Origin of the sequence: Emergencia sp. (assembly GCF_048465375.1) — a bacterium.
Lineage (GTDB): Bacteria > Bacillota > Clostridia > Peptostreptococcales > Anaerovoracaceae > Senimuribacter.
The window spans coordinates 319,148-341,821 of record NZ_DBFWLQ010000002.1 but is presented as its reverse complement, the minus strand read 5'-3'; the positions used below and the strand labels follow the sequence as shown (position 1 = coordinate 341,821).

Annotated in this window: 23 protein-coding genes and 1 riboswitch; of the genes, 3 read left to right on the top strand and 20 right to left on the bottom strand. The window is 44.1% G+C overall.

Going from position 1 to position 22,674, the window contains the following annotated elements:
* Positions 1-6: 6 nt before the first annotated feature.
* Complete coding sequence (locus ACMQ5W_RS02090; RefSeq protein ID WP_419022982.1) at positions 7-618, bottom strand: sugar O-acetyltransferase; 612 nt, start codon at positions 616-618, stop codon at positions 7-9.
* A 137-nt stretch (positions 619-755) separates the two neighbouring features.
* Here ACMQ5W_RS02090 and ACMQ5W_RS02085 point away from each other — a divergent pair, with 137 nt between their 5' ends.
* Positions 756-1,268 (top strand): GNAT family N-acetyltransferase, encoded by a 513-nt coding sequence (locus ACMQ5W_RS02085; protein WP_419022980.1) that lies wholly within the window; start codon positions 756-758, stop codon positions 1,266-1,268.
* Positions 1,269-1,289: 21 nt separating this feature from the next.
* Here ACMQ5W_RS02085 and crcB read toward each other — a convergent pair whose 3' ends face one another.
* From crcB to ACMQ5W_RS02045, 8 genes are all read right to left on the bottom strand, one after another.
* Positions 1,290-1,670, bottom strand: coding sequence for a fluoride efflux transporter CrcB (gene crcB, locus ACMQ5W_RS02080; protein ID WP_419022978.1), 381 nt, complete (start codon positions 1,668-1,670; stop codon positions 1,290-1,292).
* A 37-nt stretch (positions 1,671-1,707) separates the two neighbouring features.
* Positions 1,708-1,781: riboswitch (Fluoride riboswitch) on the bottom strand.
* A 36-nt stretch (positions 1,782-1,817) separates the two neighbouring features.
* Positions 1,818-3,212 (bottom strand): YfcC family protein, encoded by a 1,395-nt coding sequence (locus ACMQ5W_RS02075; protein ID WP_419022976.1) that lies wholly within the window; start codon positions 3,210-3,212, stop codon positions 1,818-1,820.
* A gap of 32 nt (positions 3,213-3,244) precedes the next feature.
* On the bottom strand, positions 3,245-4,528 hold the full coding sequence (locus ACMQ5W_RS02070; RefSeq protein ID WP_419022974.1) for an amidohydrolase: 1,284 nt from the start codon (positions 4,526-4,528) through the stop codon (positions 3,245-3,247).
* Between the two features lies 1 nt (position 4,529).
* Complete coding sequence (locus tag ACMQ5W_RS02065; protein WP_419022972.1) at positions 4,530-5,999, bottom strand: PLP-dependent aminotransferase family protein; 1,470 nt, start codon at positions 5,997-5,999, stop codon at positions 4,530-4,532.
* A 212-nt stretch (positions 6,000-6,211) separates the two neighbouring features.
* The gene (gene dtd / locus ACMQ5W_RS02060; RefSeq protein ID WP_419022970.1) at positions 6,212-6,658 is read right to left on the bottom strand and encodes a D-aminoacyl-tRNA deacylase; all 447 of its coding nucleotides are present in this window, start codon (positions 6,656-6,658) and stop codon (positions 6,212-6,214) included.
* The gene (locus ACMQ5W_RS02055) at positions 6,630-7,526 is read right to left on the bottom strand and encodes a DMT family transporter (RefSeq protein ID WP_419022968.1); all 897 of its coding nucleotides are present in this window, start codon (positions 7,524-7,526) and stop codon (positions 6,630-6,632) included. Before ACMQ5W_RS02055 ends, dtd begins: the two co-directional genes overlap by 29 nt.
* Positions 7,523-7,777: a PF20097 family protein gene (locus ACMQ5W_RS02050; protein WP_419022966.1), complete on the bottom strand. Its 255-nt coding sequence runs from the start codon at positions 7,775-7,777 to the stop codon at positions 7,523-7,525. Before ACMQ5W_RS02050 ends, ACMQ5W_RS02055 begins: the two co-directional genes overlap by 4 nt.
* Positions 7,778-7,912: 135 nt before the next feature.
* Positions 7,913-9,919, bottom strand: a complete 2,007-nt coding sequence (locus ACMQ5W_RS02045; RefSeq protein ID WP_419022964.1) for an alpha/beta hydrolase family protein — start codon at positions 9,917-9,919, stop codon at positions 7,913-7,915.
* A 190-nt stretch (positions 9,920-10,109) separates the two neighbouring features.
* On the opposite strand from ACMQ5W_RS02045, the gene ACMQ5W_RS02040 reads away from it, so the two are divergent.
* On the top strand, positions 10,110-11,372 hold the full coding sequence (locus tag ACMQ5W_RS02040) for an MFS transporter (protein ID WP_419022962.1): 1,263 nt from the start codon (positions 10,110-10,112) through the stop codon (positions 11,370-11,372).
* A 54-nt stretch (positions 11,373-11,426) separates the two neighbouring features.
* Here the strand turns inward: ACMQ5W_RS02040 and ACMQ5W_RS02035 are convergent, their stop codons facing one another.
* From ACMQ5W_RS02035 to ACMQ5W_RS02020, 4 genes are all read right to left on the bottom strand, one after another.
* The gene (locus ACMQ5W_RS02035; RefSeq protein WP_067537189.1) at positions 11,427-12,026 is read right to left on the bottom strand and encodes a manganese catalase family protein; all 600 of its coding nucleotides are present in this window, start codon (positions 12,024-12,026) and stop codon (positions 11,427-11,429) included.
* A gap of 1 nt (position 12,027) precedes the next feature.
* Complete coding sequence (locus ACMQ5W_RS02030; RefSeq protein ID WP_148494145.1) at positions 12,028-12,276, bottom strand: spore coat protein CotJB; 249 nt, start codon at positions 12,274-12,276, stop codon at positions 12,028-12,030.
* The gene (locus ACMQ5W_RS02025) at positions 12,273-12,662 is read right to left on the bottom strand and encodes a spore coat associated protein CotJA (RefSeq protein ID WP_419022960.1); all 390 of its coding nucleotides are present in this window, start codon (positions 12,660-12,662) and stop codon (positions 12,273-12,275) included. The genes ACMQ5W_RS02030 and ACMQ5W_RS02025 overlap by 4 nt, the downstream gene beginning before the upstream one ends.
* A gap of 67 nt (positions 12,663-12,729) precedes the next feature.
* The gene (locus ACMQ5W_RS02020; RefSeq protein WP_148494143.1) at positions 12,730-13,251 is read right to left on the bottom strand and encodes a DUF1836 domain-containing protein; all 522 of its coding nucleotides are present in this window, start codon (positions 13,249-13,251) and stop codon (positions 12,730-12,732) included.
* Between the two features lie 146 nt (positions 13,252-13,397).
* On the opposite strand from ACMQ5W_RS02020, the gene ACMQ5W_RS02015 reads away from it, so the two are divergent.
* On the top strand, positions 13,398-14,078 hold the full coding sequence (locus tag ACMQ5W_RS02015; RefSeq protein WP_419022958.1) for an SGNH/GDSL hydrolase family protein: 681 nt from the start codon (positions 13,398-13,400) through the stop codon (positions 14,076-14,078).
* Positions 14,079-14,094: 16 nt separating this feature from the next.
* Here the strand turns inward: ACMQ5W_RS02015 and pdaA are convergent, their stop codons facing one another.
* The 7 genes from pdaA to ACMQ5W_RS01980 form a co-directional block, all read right to left on the bottom strand.
* The gene (gene pdaA, locus ACMQ5W_RS02010) at positions 14,095-14,946 is read right to left on the bottom strand and encodes a delta-lactam-biosynthetic de-N-acetylase (protein WP_148494139.1); all 852 of its coding nucleotides are present in this window, start codon (positions 14,944-14,946) and stop codon (positions 14,095-14,097) included.
* A 31-nt stretch (positions 14,947-14,977) separates the two neighbouring features.
* Complete coding sequence (locus tag ACMQ5W_RS02005) at positions 14,978-16,204, bottom strand: sensor histidine kinase (RefSeq protein WP_419022956.1); 1,227 nt, start codon at positions 16,202-16,204, stop codon at positions 14,978-14,980.
* A gap of 4 nt (positions 16,205-16,208) precedes the next feature.
* A complete protein-coding gene (locus tag ACMQ5W_RS02000; protein ID WP_419022954.1) occupies positions 16,209-16,889 on the bottom strand; it encodes a response regulator transcription factor in 681 nt (226 codons plus the stop codon).
* 20 nt (positions 16,890-16,909) lie between these two features.
* The gene (locus ACMQ5W_RS01995; protein WP_148494133.1) at positions 16,910-17,443 is read right to left on the bottom strand and encodes a DUF4342 domain-containing protein; all 534 of its coding nucleotides are present in this window, start codon (positions 17,441-17,443) and stop codon (positions 16,910-16,912) included.
* Between the two features lie 366 nt (positions 17,444-17,809).
* On the bottom strand, positions 17,810-18,589 hold the full coding sequence (locus tag ACMQ5W_RS01990) for a hypothetical protein (RefSeq protein ID WP_419022952.1): 780 nt from the start codon (positions 18,587-18,589) through the stop codon (positions 17,810-17,812).
* Positions 18,582-19,007, bottom strand: a complete 426-nt coding sequence (locus ACMQ5W_RS01985; protein ID WP_419022950.1) for a Panacea domain-containing protein — start codon at positions 19,005-19,007, stop codon at positions 18,582-18,584. Before ACMQ5W_RS01985 ends, ACMQ5W_RS01990 begins: the two co-directional genes overlap by 8 nt.
* 493 nt (positions 19,008-19,500) lie before the next feature.
* Positions 19,501-22,665, bottom strand: coding sequence for a type I restriction endonuclease subunit R (locus ACMQ5W_RS01980; RefSeq protein WP_419022948.1), 3,165 nt, complete (start codon positions 22,663-22,665; stop codon positions 19,501-19,503).
* Between the last annotated feature and the right edge of the window lie 9 nt (positions 22,666-22,674).

Genomic DNA, 22,674 nt, shown 5'->3' with positions numbered 1-22,674 from the left:
GCTGGGTTATATCCCCCAGCCTTCTCTATATACTGAATCCTCTTTCGTAATGGGTCTGACGGCGCGGCACGGATTCCCGTAAGCCAGATAGCCGGCCGGAATATCTTTTGTCACCACGCTGCCGGCCCCGATGACCACATTGTCTCCAATGTGAACACCGCCGATAACTACGGCATTGCAGGCAATCCAGACGTTATTGCCGATGTGGATTTCCTCTGCAAACTCTGCCATCGTCGTGGTTCCGTCTTCGTTGACACCCATGCGCTCGCCTGCAATCAGCGGATGATTGGTAGCCATCAGCGACACGTTAGGGCCAAAGCAGACGTTGTCGCCGATATAGATGCGAGCATCGTCCATGACGGTCAAATTGAAGTTAGCAAAGAAATTTTCGCCGATAAAGGTATGGCTGCCATAGTTGAACTGAATCGGCCCCTGAAAATAATAAGTTTCCCCGATATCACCGATAAATTCTTTGATGATGCGCGAGCGGCCAGGGTCGTACTCGTCCAAAGCGTTATATCTTTTACAGGCTTCATGGGCTTTATGTTTGATATCCTTAAGTTCTTTTTTTCGCGGATCGAAAATCATTCCCGCGAAGATTTTTTCTTCTTCTCTCATCAGATATACTCCTTTGTACTATCAATCAAATACTTCAAAATTATCGAACCTTTATCTCAAATATTTCAATTTGAGCAAATTATCTTTTAATGGTATTATAACAAAGAGAGAGCGAAATAACAAGAGGAGGCAGACCCATGAGTCAATATTATTTAAAGCAAGCGGAGCTACAAGATCATGAAATCGCAGTAAATCTAATCAATGAGGCCAAAGGCTATCTAAAAGCGCAAGGGATAGACCAATGGCAGACAGGATATCCAGATAGAAAAACTATTTTGGAAGATATCATTCATAGAAGGGGATATTTGATAGCCGAAGACACTCAGATACTCGCATATCTCTGTATCGACTTTCAAGGCGAACCCGCCTATGAAAACCTCAAGGGAAAATGGCAAAGTGATCTTCCATATGCGGTGATTCACCGCATGGCAATTTCCAACACATATAGAGGCCGCGGATTGGCAGGTGTAATCTTCCAAAAAGCAGAGGCGCTGTGCAGAAGGAAAGAAATCTCCAGTATCCGTGTAGATACCGATGAAGATAATATCATCATGAAACACATTCTCGAAAAGAATGGATTTGTGCATTGTGGAACAATTTGGTTTGATAACAGTATAAAACATGCATACGAGAAAACAGCAGGCAGATGAATCGTCATCTGCCTCTTTCAATTATGCGCCAAAATAACTGACGATCCACTTACCGATGTACACGCCCAGGATACATAAGACGACGCTGGCCGCTATGTACACGAAACTCATCACGCTCTTTCCCTCCTGCATGATGTTCAAAGACTCCAATGCAAAAGAAGAAAAGGTCGTAAAGCCGCCGCAGACGCCCACTTTCAAGAACAGCATCGTTTGCTCACTGAAGGCGCCTGAAGATTCCGACCCTTTGACGACGATCCCGATAATCACTGCACCGACCACGTTGACGAGCAAAGTCTGCAAAGGCAGCGTTTCCCTATGTAAAACAGGGATCAGGCTGATCAGATAGCGGAATACAGAGCCGATAAAGCCGCCCGCACCTACGGCAAAACAGTTTAATAACATATATGATACCTCCCTAAAGACAAAAAGACTTCTGCAAATATTTGCAGAAGTCATCAACTTTGACAGTGGTTTAGGCAAATGCCAGGGGAGAACTTCATTCCCTGGCACTTAGTATATCACATGTGTTTTTAAAATTCAATCAAAGCTTTATTGGTATCCAATCATGGTAGCCACGACAATCAGTACGACCTGCAATGCGAACATCATGATGAATAACGGCCAGGCAAATTTATACCACTTCTGGAGAGGAATGCCCATGATACCGCATTCTGTAGCGATGACCGTCGGCCAGAACATATTGGAGAATCCATCTCCGAACTGGAATGCCAGTACAGCAATCTGTCTGTGCATGCCGATTGAATCTGCCAGGTTAGCCATAATCGGCATGGATACTGCCGCCTGTCCTGAACCCGATGGAATGAAGAAGTTCAGTATATTCTGCACGATGACCATGCCCACAGCCGCGATACCGTTTGGTACATCCGTCAGCGCACTGGACATATAGTATACTAAGGAGTCTATGATGTTCCCTTCATTCATGACCACAACCAGAGAACGAGCCACACCGATGACCACCGCACCGAAGAGAATTTCACTGGCTGCCTCTACAAATTTTCTGCAGATTTCGCTCGGTCCGAATCCGCCCAAAAGTCCGACGACAAACATAGCGATGATGAACAAGGCGGAAAGTTCAGACAGATACCAGCCAAATTGGGTCGTCCCATAGACCAGAAGACCGATGGTACAGACAAAGACTAGCATGATCAGTTTATGTCTGCCTGTGAAAGGCAGCTGTTCCATCTTTTCACTTGTCATGCCTTCATCCACGTTGAAGTGAACATCTCTGACGATGGACAGGCTAGGATTCTTTTTGACTCTGTGGGCATAACGCATGACGTACCAAATCGCCAATGCTTCAAACAGCACCAGGCAGATAATACGGTACCAGACCCCAGATCCGATGGGAAGTCCGGCGATACCCTGGGCGATACCAATCGTAAACGGATTGAGTGTCGCTGCGGCAAACCCGGTGACGACGCCCAATACCACTGTTGCTCCGCCCACCAGGCCGTCATAACCCATGGCGATGGCGATGCCGATAAAAGCAGGCAGAAGGCCGTACACCTCTTCATACATACCGAAGGTGGAACCGCAGATTCCAAAGACAATCATAAATACTGGAAGAATTAAAATCTCCTTTCCCCTCATGACCCTCTTCAGCGCGCTGACGCCTCCGTAAAAAGCGCCTGTCTTAATCATCATATAGACAAGACCATAAGCAAAGAAACAGAAGAAGATGATGTCAGAAGCATCTACCATGCCTTTTGCTAAAGCCGTGACCATCTTAAAGGGGCCTACGGGCGTCTGCTTCACATGATGATAGGATCCCGTGACGATGATTTCCTGATCTGAGGCTTCATCCATCACGCGGTCATACTGACCGGCGGGGATGACATAGGTCATTAGCGTCACGATAACTAATATAATTCCGATGATGACATAAGTATGGGGCACAGATAACTTGCGTTTTTTCTTTTCCATACCTACCTCCTTTCCTTCTTCAGTAATAACGTTTATCCTATGCCGTGTAATTCTTCTAAGGCAAACATACATAAGTCGATAGCGGCATCAATACAGTCTTCGTCGATATCAAATTCGGCATTATGTACCGGCTGCGTCGTATCGCTGCCAATGCCGATATAGGTTCCCATTCCTCCATTTTGCTGCACCTTGGTAATCATGGCCGCGGCATCGTCGGTGCCGCCCACATTGCCCTCAAAATAGATTTTTTCAAACCAAGGTACCTTCTTAGCCGCTCTTTGGATGACCTCCATCATAGCGTCATCGCTTTTTCCGGCTGGCACTTCACCGTAATCCAGATAAGTATAGGTCATATCGTAGGCTTTTGCTGCACCATCTAAGATGTCAAACACCCTTTTGCCGGCATAAGCAGCGATAGCTGGCGTCTGTCCTCTGTACTCCACCTTCATCAAAGCGTTAGGCGCGATGGTATTGGGAGCAACACCTGCATAGAGCTCACCGACATTGACTCTGCAAAGACCCTCCTCATGAGGGGCGATGGCGTGGAGATTCAGCGCCGCTGTGCAAGCCGCCAGCAAAGCGTTCTTCCCTTCCTGGGCTGCGCCGCAAGGGTGAGCTGCTCTTCCATGGAAGGTAACGTCCAGCTGTCTGTCGCTGAGGAAGTCCTTACATCCACAGGCGATGGTGTTGGATGGCAGAGGTCTGTTCTCTGCACTGAGAGCCACGTGCATCGCGATAAAATACTCTACATCGTCAAGATGGCCTTTATCGATGATGGACTGTGCGCCGTTGAACGTCTCTTCTGCCGGCTGGAAAATCAACCTGATCTTTCCTTTGAACTGCTCTTTTCCTGCCATCAGCTTGTCCGCGATCCCCAAGCCCATGGCCGTGTGGGAATCGTGACCGCAGGCATGAACAGATCCGTCGTTACAGGAAACATAACCTTCTTCAAAAGGTCTGTAGCCTTCTTTCTTCGGTTCATCGTAAGGCAGACAGTCGATATCAAAACGGAAAGCTGTCACAGGACCGTCTCTTCCCGTGTCAAATTCAGCAATGACACCGGGATAACCCTTCGTTTTCTCCACGAATTCTGGTTTTGCGCCCTGGCTGACCGCTCTCTCCATGGCCTCCTTCATTTCCTCTTCCGTTGCGGTTTCCGTGCCGATGGTCTCTATTTTGACGACATCGGGTCCCATAAGGCACTGGTATCCCATCTCTGTCAGGATCTCCGCAATCCTGGCACTGGTTCTGATTTCTCTAAACCCTTGTTCTGGGTACTTGTGAAATTCTCTGCGGTACTCTACGTATTTACTCATCTCAATTCTCCTTTGTTTTTACTTGGTCGATGGCTTCACCGAGAAGTCTGACGCCATCGACGATTTCTTGATCGCTGACATTGGAAAAGCAAAGTCTGATGTGGCCGCGCCCCTGATATCCGTACGGATAAAACAGAAATCCCGGCATCATCAAAACCCCTTTCTCCTTTGCTGCGAGAAAAAGCTTTCTTTCATTTATATCTTCATCTAACGTGCACCAGAGCAGAATTCCTCCTTGTGGCTTTTGATAGGCGATTCCTTTTCCCTGGATCCGATCCAGCTGACTGCAGAGCAGATCCAACTTTTGACTGTAATAAGCCGCCAGCCTCTTCGTATGCTCCGCAAAGAAACCTTGTTCGATATATTCACTGATCATATAGGCGCCCATATTACTGACGAAGGTCTCCGTCATGGTAATCAGCCGTCCCAACATGTCTACGAGATCGTAGGGACCGACCACATAACCGACTTTGACACCATAAGGGAAGGTCAAAGTGAAGGAATCCACATAGACCACGGATTTGTATTGATCCAGGGAATACAGGCTGGGAAGCCGCTCCTGGGTATAGCGGAAATCCCTCTGTGAGTCCTCTTCAATGATCGGCACGCCGTAGCGCTGGGCAATCTCCAGCAGCCGCTCCCGTTTAGGCAGAGACATGACCGTCCCAGTAGGGTTGTGATAATTTGGCATGGTATAGATGAACTTCGGTTTATGCTTTTTGATCTGCATTTCCAGTTTCTCCAAATCCATGCCATCCGTCTCCATCGGTACGGTCACCATGTTCAATCCTCCGTTTCGAAAAATCGAAGCGTTGTCCGGCACGATCGGTTCCTCTACAATGACACTGTCCCCCTCGGAGAGGTAAAGGGTCATCAAATAGTACAGCGCCTGGTTGGTTTCTGCTACAATCTGTACATTCTTCGCATTGACGTACATATTTTCTGCGGCGAGGATGTGACAGATGTTCTTCTTCAGCCGCTCGCTGTCGTCGTGATAAAAGGACATAATCGCCCCGTCCTCATCGAACTGCAGCATATGCTTCACGATGGACTCCATGTCACCTGCCGGGCTGACTCTCTTGTCCATGATGATGCCGCCGAAAGAGATGTAGCCCTTGTCTACGGAGTCGTTAAAAATCTCCTGAAAGCGCTTCTCCCTTTCATTGTAATGGTAGCGAATCATCTTTTCCAAAGGGAAGAATCGGTTGTTAAAGTTCCAGGAGTTCACTGCACTCTGCACAAAATAGCCTTTTGGCGCCTGTCTGGAAGCGATTAAAAGCCCCTCCGACACTAATTCACCATAGGCCTTTACGACGGTGTTTCTGTGAACACCCAGTTCACCGGCAAGCTGCCTCTCTCCCGGCAGCTTATAACCTTTCACCAGTTCGTTTTTTTCAATCATGTTTTTGATAGCACCGGCAATCTGCAGATAGATTGGGGTTTCACTATTTCTGTTAATTGTAATATTCATATCACCAGTATATCATGGAGTTTTCTCTCCACCAATTAGCAATCTTTGTTAAAATCATAACACTTTCGTACCATGGTCTAAAGTGCCAAAATCTTTTTTTGCAGTAGTCCAAAATAAATTCTTCGCAGTGTTACTGTATAATGCAAAACGCAACTAGTCCGAACTCGTACTAGTTGCGTTTTGATAATACACATATACTATGATAAACGCTGTTATAATATCGACTCATCCAATACGACAGTAAAAGGGCCATCGTTGGTCAGCGATACTTTCATATCTGCGCCGAACTCACCAGTCTCCACCACAGGGACCACTTTTCTGCACTCCTCTATCATATATTCATAAAGAGCCTCCGCCGATGCCGGAGCGCCTGCTTCGATAAAGCTGGGCCGGTTGCCTTTCTTGCAGTTGGCATAGAGGGTAAACTGAGAAATCAACAGCAGCTGTCCGTTCACGTCCGAAAGGGACAAATTGGTTTTCCCGTTTTCGTCCTCAAAGATACGCAGACCGATCATTTTTTTGATATATTTGTCAGCGATTTCTTTTGTGTCCTCCTTGCCCACACCGATTAACACCATAAATCCCTGACCAATCTGACCTCTGATTTCACCATCTATGGCAACTGACGCCTCACTCACTCGCTGAATTACTAATTTCATCTTTTCGTTTCCTTTCTCTTCCTCCAAAAGTAAATAAAAATAGTCCCGCAAAGATCACGATGCCGCCGAGAATCGTCGCCAGATCCGGCACCGCGCCTGTTAGGAAAAACTCCAATACACCCGTGACAAAGGGGGTCAGAAACATATAGTTGCTGACCTGGGAGGTCTTTGGCGCCTTGGAAAAAGCCTTTGCCCATGTAGCATAAGCGAGAGCACTCGCAAAAACCCCCATAAAGACCACATATATGAGCGTCACAGGCGGCACCTGTCGGACTTCGCCCACGGCCTGGGGTAAAAACACCATCAGCAGAATAGCGCCCGCAAAGATACTGAAAGCAGAAGTCTGCAGTGAAGTGTATTTCTTTGTCAGATGCCTGACAATCAGATTATAGGTACTGAGGGACAGCGCTGCAATGAGTACCCAGAGCATACCCGGTTTGATTGCTTCCAGTCCGTTCATCAGTGTCATAATCGCCACGCCGCAGAACTCCACCGCGATAGCCGCCCACTGCAGCAGCCTCAGTCTTTCCTTGTATATAAAGTTAGCTAAAAGCGCCGTTATCACCGGTACGGCTGCTAAAATGACGCTTGCCGTAGAAGCGGTCACAGTCTCACAACCCTTGTTGAAAGCCAGCGTGTAGCCAAAAAAGCCAGTCGCTCCGGCAAAGATAAACCAAAAGAGGTCTTTCCTCTGCGGCAGTTTCATCTTTATGACCAGGGCGATGACGACAAAGGTGACAAAGGCGACAACGTAACGCAACGCCGCCAGAGGGCATGGGCTGAAATAGGCGAGCGCAATCTTTGTAAATGTGTTGCCCACCGACCAACACAAAATCGTAATTAAAGCATATAAATGAAAACTTTTCATGATTCCGACTCTTTTCTAACGTTAAAAAGGCCTATAACTTTGTTGCAGTGTTCACAATAAAAAGCGTCTTCAAATTTCGATCCAAAGAGGCAGGCTTCGTCAAGTAATTCTTTTCCGTCGGTGCGATTCCAACTCTTCAAGCCCCTTTTATTAAATTCTATTGCAGGATACCATTCCAATGCCATTATAGTTCTGCCGCTGACGATGATTCCGCCTTTTTTCATTTCCTTGCCACAGAGCAGACAATTCATAATCTACACCTACCTTCACGTTTTTATAATATTATATCTAAAAATCTCTTGCTATTCAACATGGTAGACACATGAAATGCCTTTATAACCGAAAAGGCAGCCTTTGCTGCAATGCAGTTATACTTTGGGTCAATCTCAATTCAAATACTGCTCAAACCACTTCACCATTTCATCGATTCGCCGCTGCCTATTCTGAGGACTGCCGCTTCTGCAGAGTTCATGGCTTTCCTCCTTAAAGGCAAAGACTCTGGAGATGCCGCCAAAATAAGTGATTGCGCTGTGAAGCTGCAACGAATGATCGCAGGTACAGCGATAGTCATGGATGCCGTGAATGAACAACACCGGTGTTTTGATGCAGGGCGCATATTTCAAGGCTGATTGTTCCCACAGATATTCTGGGTTCTGCCATGGCGTCACGCCGTAGGTATCTTTGTTACAGGAGAACCCGATGTCGGACAGGCAGCAGTCTCCCAAAAGGTTGGATACACTACGGTCTGAAACAGCCGCTTTAAACTTCTGTGTATGACCGATGATCCAGTTGGTCATAATGCCGCCATAAGACCCGCCTGTAATGCCCAGCCTTTCTTCATCAATCCATGGATACCGCTTTACAGCCCTATCGACGAACTCCATCAAATCGTCATAGTCCACGGTTCCCCACTTTTTTCTGATGTCAGCAAAAGCGCCGCCCCTGCCTTCCGAACCTCTGGGGTTACAGTAGATCACACCGTACCCCTTTGCACACATAACCTGCATGTCGTGGTTTAGAACAGGACCATAAGCAGAGCCAGGTCCGCCGTGAATAAATAAAATTACTGGATATTTCTGATTCTCGTCAAAATCTGTTGGTGCCATGATCCAGCCCTCTATTTCAATTTCATCAGTATTAACAAAATTGCAGCTTTCCACTTGTGCATACGTATACGACTCCTCCAGGTGGTTATTAAAATTGCTCAATCGGATTTCTTTCTCATCCTCCAGCTTCTTGCAATAGATTTCTGGACCGGATAACCCTCGCATTGCTGTCATGTAAATTTTATCGTCTTGTATAAAATAGTCCAGAATTTTTCCCTGCCCTGTGACCGCTTTGAGCTCATCGCTGCCAAAGGCTGAGTAGTACAGCTTTGATGCGCCTCCCCTGGTGGCGATGAACAAAAGCCCGTCATCTGTCACCGTAATTTTGTTGAGCCAGCCTGTCAGATAGGTGATGTCATTGACGACATTATCGTAAAGGTGGACATCGGCGCTTCCATTGTTCCTCGTAAATGTGCCCGACTTCAGGTCAATGACATCGATATACTCGTTCTGGTATTCGCCGTGAAACCGTCTGTCATTCCTGCAGACAAGGATACGATCTCGGTCCAAGGGCTGAATGTAAGTGTAGATATAACGGTTTGTCTCATCTAGCGCAGCTATGTCCATGGTATCGTAGTCGATTTTGTACAGTTTTCCTTCTGTCTTCTGCACGCCGCCAGAGTCCACGCCGTAAAATAAGCCATAGTGATCTTTACAAGCTTTCACATCACAGACACTGAATTCGTCTGCGGATAATTGTTTGAGGGTGCCGCGATCAAAGAGGAAAAGCCGTCCTCTTTTTTTGTTTGCGTACCCGCCGTCGTTGGTCCAAAAAGGAACTTCGTCGGCGACAAAGTATTTGGACTCTCGTTTGACAATTGCAGCATATTTCTCCCAGTCGCCGCCCGCTTCGCTCAGATATTCATCTTCTAACAGGCTGTCCTCTGCCAGCAAAAGATATTTATTGTCGTCAATGCGGGCAAATTGACAGACGTTTTTATGGACTCGAAAAAGTTCTTCATATTGCTTGCTGTGTATATGAAAACGGTAAAACACAGTCAGAGGAATTCCCTTTTCTGACAAATCTTTATCCGCCTGCTCCCTCAGCGCAGTTACTATCAAATTCTCATCATCCAGCCACTGATGAAGACCCACTTTGTTTTCGAAAGTCAGCTGCTCTGAGACACGATTCTTTTCCATGTCAAATAGAAACAAGTTTGCCTTATACTGATCTCCCTGCAAGTCTGTGTCATACCGCACAAAGGTAAAAAGGCCTTTTCCATTTGGTTTTAAATCTCCAATGTTTATGAATTCCTTAAAGTAATCACTGCATATCTTCTTTTTCACAGCCTTCTCCTCTCCAGATAACGGACCTGACGTCCACAGGGGCATGAGACATCCACTATGAGTTATAATATACCAAATATTGTGTCATGGAAAGAGGGAGCCTAAAATAAATTTTCACTTTCGCCGTCAGCCATTATAGTATATGATGAATATACGCGTATTTTTAAAAAATCAGACAGGAGATATGACTATGAAAAAAATCGGTTTAAGTTTTCAGAGCTTTATTGCCATTATCTCGTTTTCCATCGCCGGCAGTGTGATTTACGAACTGCCATATATCAAGTACGTCTACTATGACAAATTGCTAGCAGCGTTTCATATGACCAACGCGCAGGCAGGCTTTCTGCTTTCAGCCTACGCCATCGGCTGTATGGTGTTATATATTCCCGGCGGCATCGTAGCGGATAAATTCTCAACGAAAAAGATGCTGGTGCTGTCTCTTTTCAGCACCGGCGTTTTGGGATTTATCCTCGCCTTCTCCATGAACTATATCACAGCACTGATCGTATTCTTTCTATTCGCTTTCTCCACCAGCTTTGTTTTCTGGACAGCGCTGAACAAAGGCTTGCGGCTGATTGGCGGCAAAGAGGATTCTGGCTCAGCTTACGGCTGGTACTACGCCTTAGGGTCCATTATCAGCTTAGCCTGCAGCTTTCTCTTCTGGGATCTGTATACTTCTACAGAAGATGCCCATTCTGCCATGTTTAAAACCATTATAGCCATGTCCATTGCGGTTCTCGTTGCCGGTCTTCTTGTCCTTCTAACCTTTAAGGACAACGCGATTGCACTTTCTGAGGATGCAGAAGACGACAAGTTTAACTTACGGGATGTGGGCAAGGCCGTCAGAAATCCTTATCTCTGGTGGGCTGCAGTCATCATGTTCGTCATGTATACGATATACAGCAATGTGACCTACTTTACTCCTTACCTGACTTCCCAGGTAGGGATGGATGTTTCCGATTCTTCCCTTCTGGCAATCATTAGAGGTTATGTGCTTTACTTCCTAGCGCCAGTCGGGGGATACATTGCAGATAAACTGTTGAAATCCACTCTCAGATTCTATGGGTTCGGCTTTGCGATTTTAGCGGTATTATTCTTTATGACAACTCAGATTCCAGCAGGTGTCAGCAGCGTTACCATCGCCATCATCATTTCAATGCTGGCTTCGGCTTTTGCTATGATGATGTACGGTGTCATGTGGTCTGTGCTCAACGAAATTGATATTCCCATCTCCTATGCGGCCACAGCCATCGGTATCGCGTCCATGGTCATTTATCTGCCAGATCTGTTTGTTCCAGCCATGTTCGGAAATTGGCTGGACACCTTAGGAGATGAAGCCGGCTACTTTAGAATGTTCGTCTTCCTGGGCATCTGCTGTCTGGCAGCAGTCGTACTATCCTTTACCTTGGCAATCAAAGTAAAGAAAAGTAAAAAGACGGAACAGATAAGTTGATCACACAAAAAAGACGATGAGACGGACTCATCGTCTTTTTTGATTCAAATAACATTATCTTAAATCAAATTCTGGATTAATTGCGTAGAAATTTTTCGAGTCCAAATTGTCCTGTACGATTCGAAGGGCTTCTCCAAAACGCTGGAAATGTGTAACTTCACGCTGGCGCAGGAATTTAATCGGTTCAATAACGTCCGGGTCGTCGACCATTCTCAGGATGTTATCATAAGTAGTACGCGCCTTCTGTTCTGCAGCCATATCCTCAGTAAGGTCCGTAATTGCATCTCCTTTTGAGGCAAAACAGAGTGCATCGAATGGGAAGCCGGCAGCCGCCTGCGCATAAACGCCGGAAGTGTGATCTACGAAATAATCTTCGAAACCAGCTTCTTTAATTTGTTCGATTGTCATATTTCTAGTCAGCTGATGCACGATGGTAGATACCATTTCGAAGTGACCGAGTTCTTCACTGCCGATATCTGTCAGAACGCCGGCGACTTTTCTATAAGGCATGGAATATCTTTGAGATAAATATCTCAGAGACGCTCCGATTTCACCATCTGGTCCGCCGTACTGAGTGATGATGAACTTCGCCATCGCCGGGTTCGGGTTTTTGATATTAATCGGGTACTGTAATTTTCTCTCATATGTCCACATACTATTCCTCCACTTCCCATGGCCAAGGTGCGTCCACCCAGGTCCATCCGTTTTCTACATCAGAGTCTTTGGCAGTCAAAGGTCCGAATTGCATCTCGTAATCTTCGACAGCCTCCAGATATTTTTTCCTTGTATCGTCGTAAAATGTCAATGCGGCCCTGTTGTCAGGATGGGTATCAAGGAATAACCCTGTATCGTCCAGGGCAAAACTATACATCTGTACTTGTCTCAGTGCTTCTGCTCTGGTCATCGTTTCATCCCTCCTTGATATCCTAAAAATGGAAGATCCAAATCAGGGAAAATTGTTCCCACCATCAAACCTTTTTCGAAATCATACGGCTGCTGCCACTTCTGCCAAGGCACGTAAGCCATCGCCAAAGCCATGCGCTGCTGCGGTTCACAATCAGGATTCTGATCGGGCGGCTGCGGCGGCTGCGGCGGCTGCGGCTTGATGTCCGGTGTACAGTCGGGTTCAGGCTGCTGTGGTGGCTGCGGCTTCATATCCGGTGTACAGTCAGGTTCAGGTCGCTGTGGCGGCTGTGGTTTGATCTCTACGTTGCAGTCAGGTGCTGCTGTTATTTCATCGTATTCGCCAAGAATAATCGGCATACCGATGTAAGGCTCTTTTCTATTCAAAATAAAACCCCTTTCACAGTAAGATAATTTATACTATGAAAAGGGGCGTCTCTTTGTGACATATTTTCTATTTTTCTTGCTCTTTTTCGGGGGTGATCGCCTGCAGGATTTTTTTACAGGCCAGCATCTGCGCATAGCTGGATACAGCCATTTTTAAGGCCATCTGTGCCAGTTCCTCTTCGGAGGCTTCGACCTTCAGTTCATCGGCCACCAGGTTGAACTCGCTGTCCAATGTATCCTTATAGTTATGATAGAAGTCTTCAATGTCTCTGTGCTCCATCTGATTGTTCAGCAGCACGCCGGTCTCACCGACACTGAGCACCTGTTTCAGCAGGCAGATTGCAGTCAGATAGCCGATATGTTCTCTGTTATACTTCTTGCCCTTTGCTCTGGGCAGCAAGCCGCTTTTGATATAGTTGTTAATCATGGCGGACGTCAAAGTCTCTTCGTTTTCTAACGCAAGTCCGATATGCTGACGAGTCATATAGCTGATGACCTGATCCATATATAAATCAATATCGGGAATCTGCTCCCATTCTTCTGGCCGGGAATTTCTCAGCTGTTCTTTAAATTCTTTCATCTTATCCATAGTTACCTCCGAGCGCCTATTGCTTATAGTATTATAAAACATAATTACCTTTTTTGCAATTCTTTATTGACATTTTAATTATTTCATAATATAATATTAAATATCACATTGCAAAATATTTATCATTATCAAAAGGAGTATCTATTATGAATATATGTGTATTTGGAGATTCTGTAGCAAAAGGGGTCGTCTTCGACGAAATTAAGAACAAGTACACGTTTTTAAAGGAAAACTTTGTCAACTTAGTGCAGTCCAAGACTTCTGTACCCTTTAAGAACTATGCCAAGTTCGGCTGCACGGTCACAAAAGGCTCAGAAATATTAGAAAAACAAGCTGACAAATTGTCAGACTATCAATATACGATTTTAGAATTTGGCGGTAACGACTGCGATCTCAACTGGGCAGAAGTTGCCAGTCAGCCAGGCGCATCCCATATGGCGCAAGTTCCCATAGAACGGTTTCAAGCGATTTATGAGAATATAATTGAAAAGACAAGGAATGCCGGCAGTCATCCTATTCTGATGTCGCTGCCGCCTCTGGATTCAGACAGATTTTTTAATTGGATTTCCAAGGATCTGGACAGAGAGAAGATCCTCCAATTTCTCGAAAACGATGTGGACTTTATCTTCCGGTGGCATCAGCAGTACAACGATATGATCTTCCAGTTAGCCAGTGAATATCAGATCCCCGTCATCGACATCCGGACAGATTTTCTCAAACAGAGGAATTACAAAAGCCTTCTCTGCGTGGACGGTATGCATCCAAACAAAGAAGGCCATAAGCTCATCGCATCTTCTTTAGAAAAGTATGTGGCAGCACTCTGTTAACACATTTTTAATCAGCTCACATGCCCATTTTTTCCAGGGACTTAAATTGATACCCTTCTTCTTTCCATTTGGTTATTAATTCCTGGAGAATCTGGGCATTTGTTTTTGAAGTAGAATGGAGCAGAATGACTGCGCCATTATGGGTTCTCGGCATCAGTTTTTGCAGAGCTTCTTCTCTGGTCGGCTGCTTGTCGACATACCAGTCCACATAAGCGAGACTCCAGAATACCGTCGTATAACCCAGCTTGTTCGCCTGTTCCAAATTGTAAAAGCTGAATTTCCCTTGCGGCGGACGGTAGAACTTTTTCATCTTCTTTCCTGTCGCGTCCTTATAGAGAGCTTCGACCTGATTCAATTCCTTCTTAAACGCTTCATCATCAGCGATGGCCGACATATCTGGATGCGTCATGGTGTGGTTGCCCACGATATGACCTTCTTTTTCCATGCGCTTAATCAGATCGGGATTTTCTTTGATGTAAGTGCCCACAACAAAGAAGGCAGCCGGTACTTTCTCTTTTTTCAAAACGTCCAATATCTCAGGCATATACCCATTTTCATACCCCGCATCAAAAGTCAGATAGATTACTTTCTTATCCTTATTTCCACAGTAATATGAATTATACTTTTTCAGCTCCTCCGCGCTCGCATTGCCTATTGGCGTTTCACCATCTTTTTGGAAAGAAAGACCCCAGTTGGTGGTCTCTGTGCTGGCAGAGGCAGTCTCCACAGATTCAGACGTTTGTTTCTCCTGTGAAGCCGGTCCGGGATTTAACACTCTGTATCCCGCAGCGGCACTGATAGCCAATACTGCCACTAAAGCGCCTGCGCCCACCTTTTTCAGTTTTTTCTTATTTAACTCAATCAACATGGTAAAATATATGCCATGCTGTCCTCAATTATTACAGCTTCACGGTAAATCTCGTCCCAAACTCCGGTCTTGAAAGAATTTCGATAGTTCCGCCATGGGCATCTACAATCCACTTCGCGATGGAAAGCCCCAGCCCGCTTCCGCCCTCGGCACTGTTTCTAGCAGAACCGGCACGATAAAAGCGTTCAAAGACATGGATGACCTCCGATTCTGCCATGCCGATTCCCTCATCCTGCACGACGTAACAGGGTCTGCCATCCTCTATCTTGGATTTTAGGGTAATCCCGTCCCCTTCTTTTGAATATTTTGCCGCATTCTGCACCAAAATCCGCAGGGACTGCTTGATCATGGACATATCACCATTGACCGTGATCTGTTCCTTCCCTTCAAACTGATAGATGTGTTTTTCGTCGATCATGATGGATTCTTCCCATACATCCTTTACGGTCTCCGTAAGGTCAAAATCTTCAAAGTGCAGCGTGTTTCTCCCGCTGTCTCCCCTGGCCAGAAAAAGCAGCTGTTCGATGAGATTCTTCATATTTTCGGATTCATTTTTAATCGCTTCTATGCTCTCATCCAAAATCTGCTCATCCTCTTTTCCCCATCGGTCCAGCATATTGACATAACCTTGGATGACGGAAATAGGCGTCCGCAGTTCATGGGAGGCATCAGAAACAAAGCGATCCTGCTGTCTGTGGCTTTCCCGCATCCGCGCCAGCAGATTATTGATAGCGATTTCCAGGCTCTGCAAATCCTGATCGCCAGTGTGCACCTTTGCATCCGGCATCTCCGGGTTCAGATTAGAGATGGCCTGTTCAAAGTTCTCAAATTTTTCACTGTCTAAAGCCATGTGGCTCAACTGTTCTGTTTTGATGGCGATATCATTGAGCGGACGCATCCGCATTCTCACCTTTTTTGTATTAAAAAGTTCCCCAATCAGCGTCAGCCCCTGTATCACCAGAAATACGATTGCCGGCAGCCTGATTAAATCAAAGACCTGGTAAATAGAATAGCCGTAAAGCTTTCCAGTTTCTGTTTTTATGATGTATTGAATCTGTCGAAATTCATCTCCCGTAAAATATCTGTCGTCCACTACTGCGCCTTCTGGTATAGCGTTTTCCCGCCATACAAAGAAGGTGACGGCAATCAGAACGATCAGCACCACATCAATCATCAGAAAGTTGGCAAATTGTTTCAGCCAGAAGTCAAAGTTAATTCTTCTGGCTATGGATGTCATCTTGTTGTTATTTTCACTCATTCAATCAGTCCTCTTTGATAACGTAACCTACGCCACGTACCGTCGATATAAACTTAATCCCAAATCTATCGTCTATTTTGGCGCGGATATATCTGACGTACACATCAATGATGTTCGTCTCCCCCATATAATCATACCCGCACACCGTATTCATGAGCTGGTCTCTGTTCAGAACGATGTTCTTATTTTCCATCAAAGTGTGTACCAGCTCATATTCTCTATTGTTCAGTTCAATAATTTCATCCCCGTAAGTAACCTCATGTCTGTCGATGTCCATGGTCACGCCGTTTACACTCATCTTGCGCGTCTGCCGCTCTGCGCTGACCCGCGTTTTGAAAATCACCCTGATTCTGGCCAGAAGTTCCTCTATAGCAAAAGGTTTGGTGATGTAATCATCGGCTCCGGCGTCGAGACCCGAAACCTTATCCATGACCGCATCCCTGGCGGTCAGCATGATGACCGGGATATCAGAAGTCCTGCGCAGTCTGCGCAAGACTTCCAGACCATTTAACTCAGGCAGCATGACATCCAGCAGAATCAACTGGTAATTGCCGCTTTCCGCCAATTCCAAACCTTCTCTTCCGTTAAAAGACTTCGTTACTTCATAACCCTCGTGAGTCAATTCCAGCTCTACAAATCTGGCGATTTTTTCTTCATCTTCTATGAGTAAAATTTTACGTGACATGTATTCCTCTCCAATTGTTCTTAATTCTTAAACTCTTTTTTCATGGACTCGCAGGCTTCTGCTGCTTTGTCACAGGCTTTGTTCACATCTACAGATTTGGTGATGTTCCCCCTGAAGGAATATCTGAATCCGCAGAACAGTCCGACGACAAGCAGCGGCAGAATAATCCAAAATGCAAATAACAGCAGCAGCGCTATGACAATGACTGGCACTGACATGATTTCTTCGTCGTGCTTTTCTACGATAAAGAAATTTTCGCAGCCCTTTTTAATCATACGTCCGCACCACTTGAGGAACTTCTTGACGATATCGCCAAAGGACTCGTGGTCATCCGTCTCATATGTTTTGGCAGCCTCAATCAATTCCCGGCTCGTATCTTGTTCTGCTTCTGTTGTATAAACCTGTTTCTCCGGTCTTTTGATTTTCCCCTGATTTTCCAGGTATACGATGGCATCCAGCACATCTCCGCCCGCAGCGTCTAAAGCTTCTTTTGCCTCTTCATAGGTTACGCCTGTTTTTTCTCTGATCTTCTCAACTCTTTCTAACTGATTCATTTTTCTTTTCCTTTCTAATCTTAACTCTTTACTCCGGTTTCCCTTTCTGTACCTATATAGTACCTCTGCCAAATTAATGAAAAATGGGAGAAAGATTAAAATTAGATTAAGATTTGATGATATTAACAAATATCCAATCACATCTTAACATATCATATAAATGTTTGAATTTCAACGTTTTAATCCATAGTCTTTATAAATCTATATCCATTTATAGTTTGTTCTATACAGTTATCACCATCTTGGCGTGGACAAACCGTGGACAAATATATGTAAAAAAAGAATTAGTACGTGGACAAATAAAAACAACCACCTGGACTATTAAAATTGTAATAAACTAGGTGGCTATAATGCTAAATATATTCGTTAGCCGAGGCTTTGTACCTGATCAATGATATCATTAATTGCTTCTTGTTCGATCATTTCTTTTAACTGTTGCGCCTGTAATTTTTCCTCCTTATTAAGGTAGGCATCCATTTCGTCAGTCAACTTAATTTCATTATCTAAAATAATTCTGAATTCCTTTGGAAGCTTCTCTCGTAGTTTTTTATACTCAATTCTAACTTCTTCTGGATTGGCTTCCCCAACATCATTATTTTCATCTTGTGAATCCTCTAACGCGTTTTTATAGTCGTCATATTTTTTTATACACTCATTCATTAAATCAATCTCATCCGCGATCTGGCTTGTCCAATCTGCTAAATTTTCTTGGGAATCTCTTTTAAATGAAATCATTGCATCCCGAATCCTAAATAGATTTTCTCGTTGTTCACAAGAAAAACTCTCTTTTCTACAATTAGTTTTATTCTCTATTAACGAGTCGATTAAACAAATATTATAATCAATCTTTGTTAAAAGGCTTTTATTATGCCTATATGCCACAGTAGCAAACCGTTTGTTTTCTCGTTTTGCCTCTAGGTTACAGCTATATTTCGCAAAAAGCCATGAAAAAACGAATGTACAAAAAAGATTTATAGCATTACCCATAAACTCGTCTTTATACTCTGAATCTACACAAAAATTGTATGCCACTATTATCGCAACACATAGCAGCATACATATAAATTCTATAGGACTTTCTTTAAATTCTAGCCATCTTCGCTTAAAAAAGCCATCTTTCTCTTCTTGCATTAATTCATTATTCATTACTCTTTCTAATTATTCCCTCGTAATATTCTTGCATTGAATCATCCGATATTATATTATTACTTGGTTCCCAGTATTGTAGATTACCTCTAGCCTCTTTCCAAGGCCGTTCTGAATGAGTTATATTTTCTAATTGATTGCCGGTATACCTACCATACGTATTATAGATTACATCTATAAACCGCTTTACTTCATTGGGTAATTCCCTTTCATTGGGTTCAAGGGAGGCTCTTTTCTGATATAGTTCCTTACAAACGGGTCCATGTACCCAAGCCTCAAAGGAACAATCAATCAATTTTTTCTTTTTAAATGCAAGGTGCCATGCCTGAATATAATAGCATAATTTTTGCAACTTTTTTTGGCTTATATATCCATCTTTTGACATTAGATATTGTGCAATATCAATAATGCTATACATATCATTCACCTCCTCACAATAAACCATTAATGATTTTCTAATTATATTATAAAATTTTTGTTCTATATATGCAACTATTTTGCTGACAAATTGATATAAAAGCAGCATTTTAATAGAAAACAATAAAATCTATACCAAAATGCACTTTTTTCTTCTAATTACATTATACTCTATTTCATGGGGTACTAATGCATATAATCTCAGTTTACATTTTATCTTTTTATTAAAATCTGGCTAATTTTGTATTAGATTTATCCTATTAAAAGTTCAAGACTAACTTCAGTGAAATTTCCCTTTTGACAACCTATAATTCTTTTTAACGTGTTTAAGTGAATACACGGGTATTATTTTGAATTTTGTCATCACTATCTCCGTCACCCTTATGTCAAGCCCACGACAAAAATAATTTATTGCAAAAGGACTTTGGACGTGTATTTATCCAAAGTCCTTTTGCCTATTCACTTAATTAACATTAAATGCACTTCAGTAATTTTTAGGCAGACCATTTCTTGAAATTTTCAGCCTGCTCAAGAACCTTATCAAAGACCTCTTCGTCCCATTCTGGCGGGTATCCATTTTTATAAAGTAGAACAGTCAAATCCATATTAAGTTGGTTCTTAATATCATCGCGGGTAGACCAGTCGGCAAACTGTGCCTTATCATCTACGAGTTCTTTAATTTTTTTGGCGAGAACAAGGCATTTTTCGTCGGCATAGGGAAAGCCGTGGGCATCACGTACTTTCACAAGAATGTCATAAAACGCCTTCTCCTCATAGGTGATTCCAAGCTTTTCAAAAGAAGTCTTGTCTTTCTGCAAATCAGTGAAAATTTTTATTAGCTCATCGGACAGTCCATTGACGAAATCCTCGACAACTTCGCTGGTGAAGACTAGCTTATCACGGCTATTATAGGTATCAATTACTTTCCGTAGCCGTGCATCAAATTCAAGTGCCTTGACTTTATTTGTCTTGCCGTAGCCTGATATAGCTTTGCGGAGCAATTTTAGTAGTGCATTAAATTTGGTAATAGGCATTTTTATTGTGTCAAGTTGCTTCATAAAGTCGTCGCCAAAAAGGTCCACCGATTTGTCAGTGTTCACGATGTTTTCTATACCAGTGCAGGTGATCGCCTGCTGCACCATTTCCTCCACAACTCGGTTCATTACCTCTGCGTCGGGAGCATCACCCTTCGTTTGCTTATAGATGATAGAACGGATAGCAAGATAAAATTGTGCTTTAGAAGTTTCTGCATCGGTTAACTCACCGGATGGAAAACAAATTTCATAGGCTGCTTTCATCTTTCGGGAAAGATTCATAAAACGTGTTTCCATATCTTTGCCAGTCTGCACATATTCTGCTGCCATATTAAGACAGAGAAGTCGTTCCAGAGGCTCTCCGTTGTAAAATTTAGTGGCATTAAAGCCGATTATCAACTCGTCAATAAGTGCTAGATGGTTGCGGAAGATGGCAAGTGAGATATTCAACTCATCAATCGGGCTTTCCTGCGGGCTGCCATACTTTTTTACTGCTTCGAGCATATCCTGTTTGATGCCAATGTAGTCGACAACAAGGCCCTTGTCCTTGCCATCAAAAACGCGGTTAACGCGGGAAATCGTCTGTATTAGTGTATGTTTTTGCAGGGGTTTATCAATGTACATAACCGCTAACGACGGCACATCAAAGCCCGTAATCCACATATCCACGACGATGGCAACTTTGAAATTGGAACGATTATTTTTAAACTGCTTGTCGAGTTTTTTTCGATATTCTTTTGTCCCACAGAGATCATGCAGCGGCTTTTCATCATTGGCACCCTGCGTGGCGACGAGGTTTATTTTGGGTAACGGGATGAGCTTGTCAAGCTGCTCATCAGTAAGTACATCTTCGTTCTCCGCCTTGTGAGGAATTCCCCAATCAGAGCGGATGGTGAGTATTTCTTGAAGTAGTAGATAAGCAAGCTGTCTGTCCGCGCAAACAACCATTGCTTTCTGGACAATTTCCGGCTTTTGGGCACAGAGGGCTTCATAGTGTTCTACCACATCCACAGCCAATCGCTTAATTCGATCTGGATGTCCGAGAATACGACGCATCTCACTCATGGCACGTTTGCTTTCTTCTACCTGTTCCAGATTTGCGCCTTCTTCAGTACACTTATCGTAGTATTTCTGTATTTCTTTTGCCTGCTCATCAGAGAGGATTACGCGAGCCAAACGTGGTTCATAGGCGATGCGGACAGTAATGCCGTCATCGCTGGATTCCTTCATCGTATAGCTGTCGACAACATCGCCGAAAACAGCTATGGTTTCATCAATCGGCGTTCCTGTAAAGCCGCAGTAGGTGGCATTGGGAAAACTGTCACGCAGGTATTTTGCAAAACCATATGAGGTAAAAACGCCTTTTTCCGTTTTCTTCAGTTTTGCGCCAGTGCTGGTTTGTGTTCTATGTGCTTCATCTGAAATGCAAATGATATTACTACGTTCAGAGAGCAAACCCGTTTTCTCACAAAACTTTTGAATGGTGGTAATATACACACCACCGCTTGGCTTATTGGCAAGGGTAACACCAAGGTCATTGCGAGTTTCGATGCTACACACATCCGACTCGTGCAAATAGCGTTTTGCCGTGACAAAAAGCTCCGACGTCTGCGTGTCTAAATCCTCACGGTCAGCAATTATGATTATAGTGGGGTTATTAAATGTTTCGCTGTCACGGAGGACGAGTAAGCGTGACAAGAAAAGCATTGTATATGTCTTACCACATCCAGTAGCGCCGAAGTATGTACCGCCCTTACCATCACCAATAGGGCGCAAGTGTTGTTTGATGTTGGCTAACATCTTTTCAGCAGCAAAAAACTGCGGATACCGCGTTACTATCGCTTCACTCTTTTTGCTATCGTCCGGGTAAAATACGAAATCACGTAGAAGCGCAATAACACGATCTATGGCAAAAGCGCCTTCAATCATTGTAAGTAGGGAACTGATGCCGTTGGAAACCATATCGGTATCATTCGCTTTATTCCATGCGTAATAGTATTCATAAGGGGTAAAAATGCTGCCCATTTTTGTGTTGGCTCCATCGCTGACAACCGAGAGAAAACAATATTTCATCAACTTTGGAATGTCACGACAGTACCGAATGGTAATCTGCTTCCATGCATCGTAAGTAGTCTTGTCCTCTTCAATGGCCGTCTTAAACTCACAGATCGCAATGGGAATACCATTAATAAATAGTAGGACATCGGGGCGGCGCAGCCGCTCGCCTTGCACGGAATACTGGTTTATCACCTTAAATGAATTGTTTTTAGGTGTCTGATAATCAATGTAGTGAATATGCAACGCCAATTTACTTGGATCATCACGTTGGAGATCAAAACCTTCATTAATCAGCCAAAAAGTCTCTCGGTTGCCATGATAAAGCGGCGTTGCAGGAATGAGTTTCAGCCGATTGACTATTTTTTGTATTTCATTTTCAGTCAAAGCTTCATTGGCATACCGCGACGCTATAAAAGAACGCAAATCATCTTCCAGAATAATTTCATCAAACTGGCGGTGAATTCTGTCGCCGTGGACATAGGTATATCCCTGCGCCTCGAAAAGCGCGATGATGGCACTTTCAAGCTCCGCCTCTGTAAACTTTCCCTTTTCAAAAATATAGTCCACGCGATTTCC

Bases quoted from the DNA above. Each gene is read 5' to 3' on its own strand.
- ACMQ5W_RS01995 (WP_148494133.1), bottom strand. From the start codon at position 17,443: ATGAATCAGTTAGAAAGAGTTGAGAAGATCAGAGAAAAAACAGGCGTA.
- ACMQ5W_RS02075 (WP_419022976.1), bottom strand. From the start codon at position 3,212: ATGGAAAAGAAAAAACGCAAGTTATCTGTGCCCCATACTTATGTCATC.
- ACMQ5W_RS02050 (WP_419022966.1), bottom strand. From the start codon at position 7,777: ATGAATTGTCTGCTCTGTGGCAAGGAAATGAAAAAAGGCGGAATCATC.
- ACMQ5W_RS02035 (WP_067537189.1), bottom strand. From the start codon at position 12,026: ATGTGGACATATGAGAGAAAATTACAGTACCCGATTAATATCAAAAAC.
- ACMQ5W_RS02065 (WP_419022972.1), bottom strand. From the start codon at position 5,999: ATGAATATTACAATTAACAGAAATAGTGAAACCCCAATCTATCTGCAG.
- dtd (WP_419022970.1), bottom strand. From the start codon at position 6,658: ATGAAATTAGTAATTCAGCGAGTGAGTGAGGCGTCAGTTGCCATAGAT.
- ACMQ5W_RS02005 (WP_419022956.1), bottom strand. From the start codon at position 16,204: ATGAGTGAAAATAACAACAAGATGACATCCATAGCCAGAAGAATTAAC.
- crcB (WP_419022978.1), bottom strand. From the start codon at position 1,670: ATGTTATTAAACTGTTTTGCCGTAGGTGCGGGCGGCTTTATCGGCTCT.
- ACMQ5W_RS02040 (WP_419022962.1), top strand. From the start codon at position 10,110: ATGAAAAAAATCGGTTTAAGTTTTCAGAGCTTTATTGCCATTATCTCG.
- ACMQ5W_RS02055 (WP_419022968.1), bottom strand. From the start codon at position 7,526: ATGAAAAGTTTTCATTTATATGCTTTAATTACGATTTTGTGTTGGTCG.
- ACMQ5W_RS01990 (WP_419022952.1), bottom strand. From the start codon at position 18,589: ATGAATAATGAATTAATGCAAGAAGAGAAAGATGGCTTTTTTAAGCGA.
- ACMQ5W_RS02020 (WP_148494143.1), bottom strand. From the start codon at position 13,251: ATGGATAAGATGAAAGAATTTAAAGAACAGCTGAGAAATTCCCGGCCA.
- ACMQ5W_RS02000 (WP_419022954.1), bottom strand. From the start codon at position 16,889: ATGTCACGTAAAATTTTACTCATAGAAGATGAAGAAAAAATCGCCAGA.
- ACMQ5W_RS02090 (WP_419022982.1), bottom strand. From the start codon at position 618: ATGAGAGAAGAAGAAAAAATCTTCGCGGGAATGATTTTCGATCCGCGA.
- ACMQ5W_RS02030 (WP_148494145.1), bottom strand. From the start codon at position 12,276: ATGACCAGAGCAGAAGCACTGAGACAAGTACAGATGTATAGTTTTGCC.
- ACMQ5W_RS02070 (WP_419022974.1), bottom strand. From the start codon at position 4,528: ATGAGTAAATACGTAGAGTACCGCAGAGAATTTCACAAGTACCCAGAA.
- pdaA (WP_148494139.1), bottom strand. From the start codon at position 14,946: ATGTTGATTGAGTTAAATAAGAAAAAACTGAAAAAGGTGGGCGCAGGC.
- ACMQ5W_RS02015 (WP_419022958.1), top strand. From the start codon at position 13,398: ATGAATATATGTGTATTTGGAGATTCTGTAGCAAAAGGGGTCGTCTTC.
- ACMQ5W_RS01985 (WP_419022950.1), bottom strand. From the start codon at position 19,007: ATGTATAGCATTATTGATATTGCACAATATCTAATGTCAAAAGATGGA.
- ACMQ5W_RS02085 (WP_419022980.1), top strand. From the start codon at position 756: ATGAGTCAATATTATTTAAAGCAAGCGGAGCTACAAGATCATGAAATC.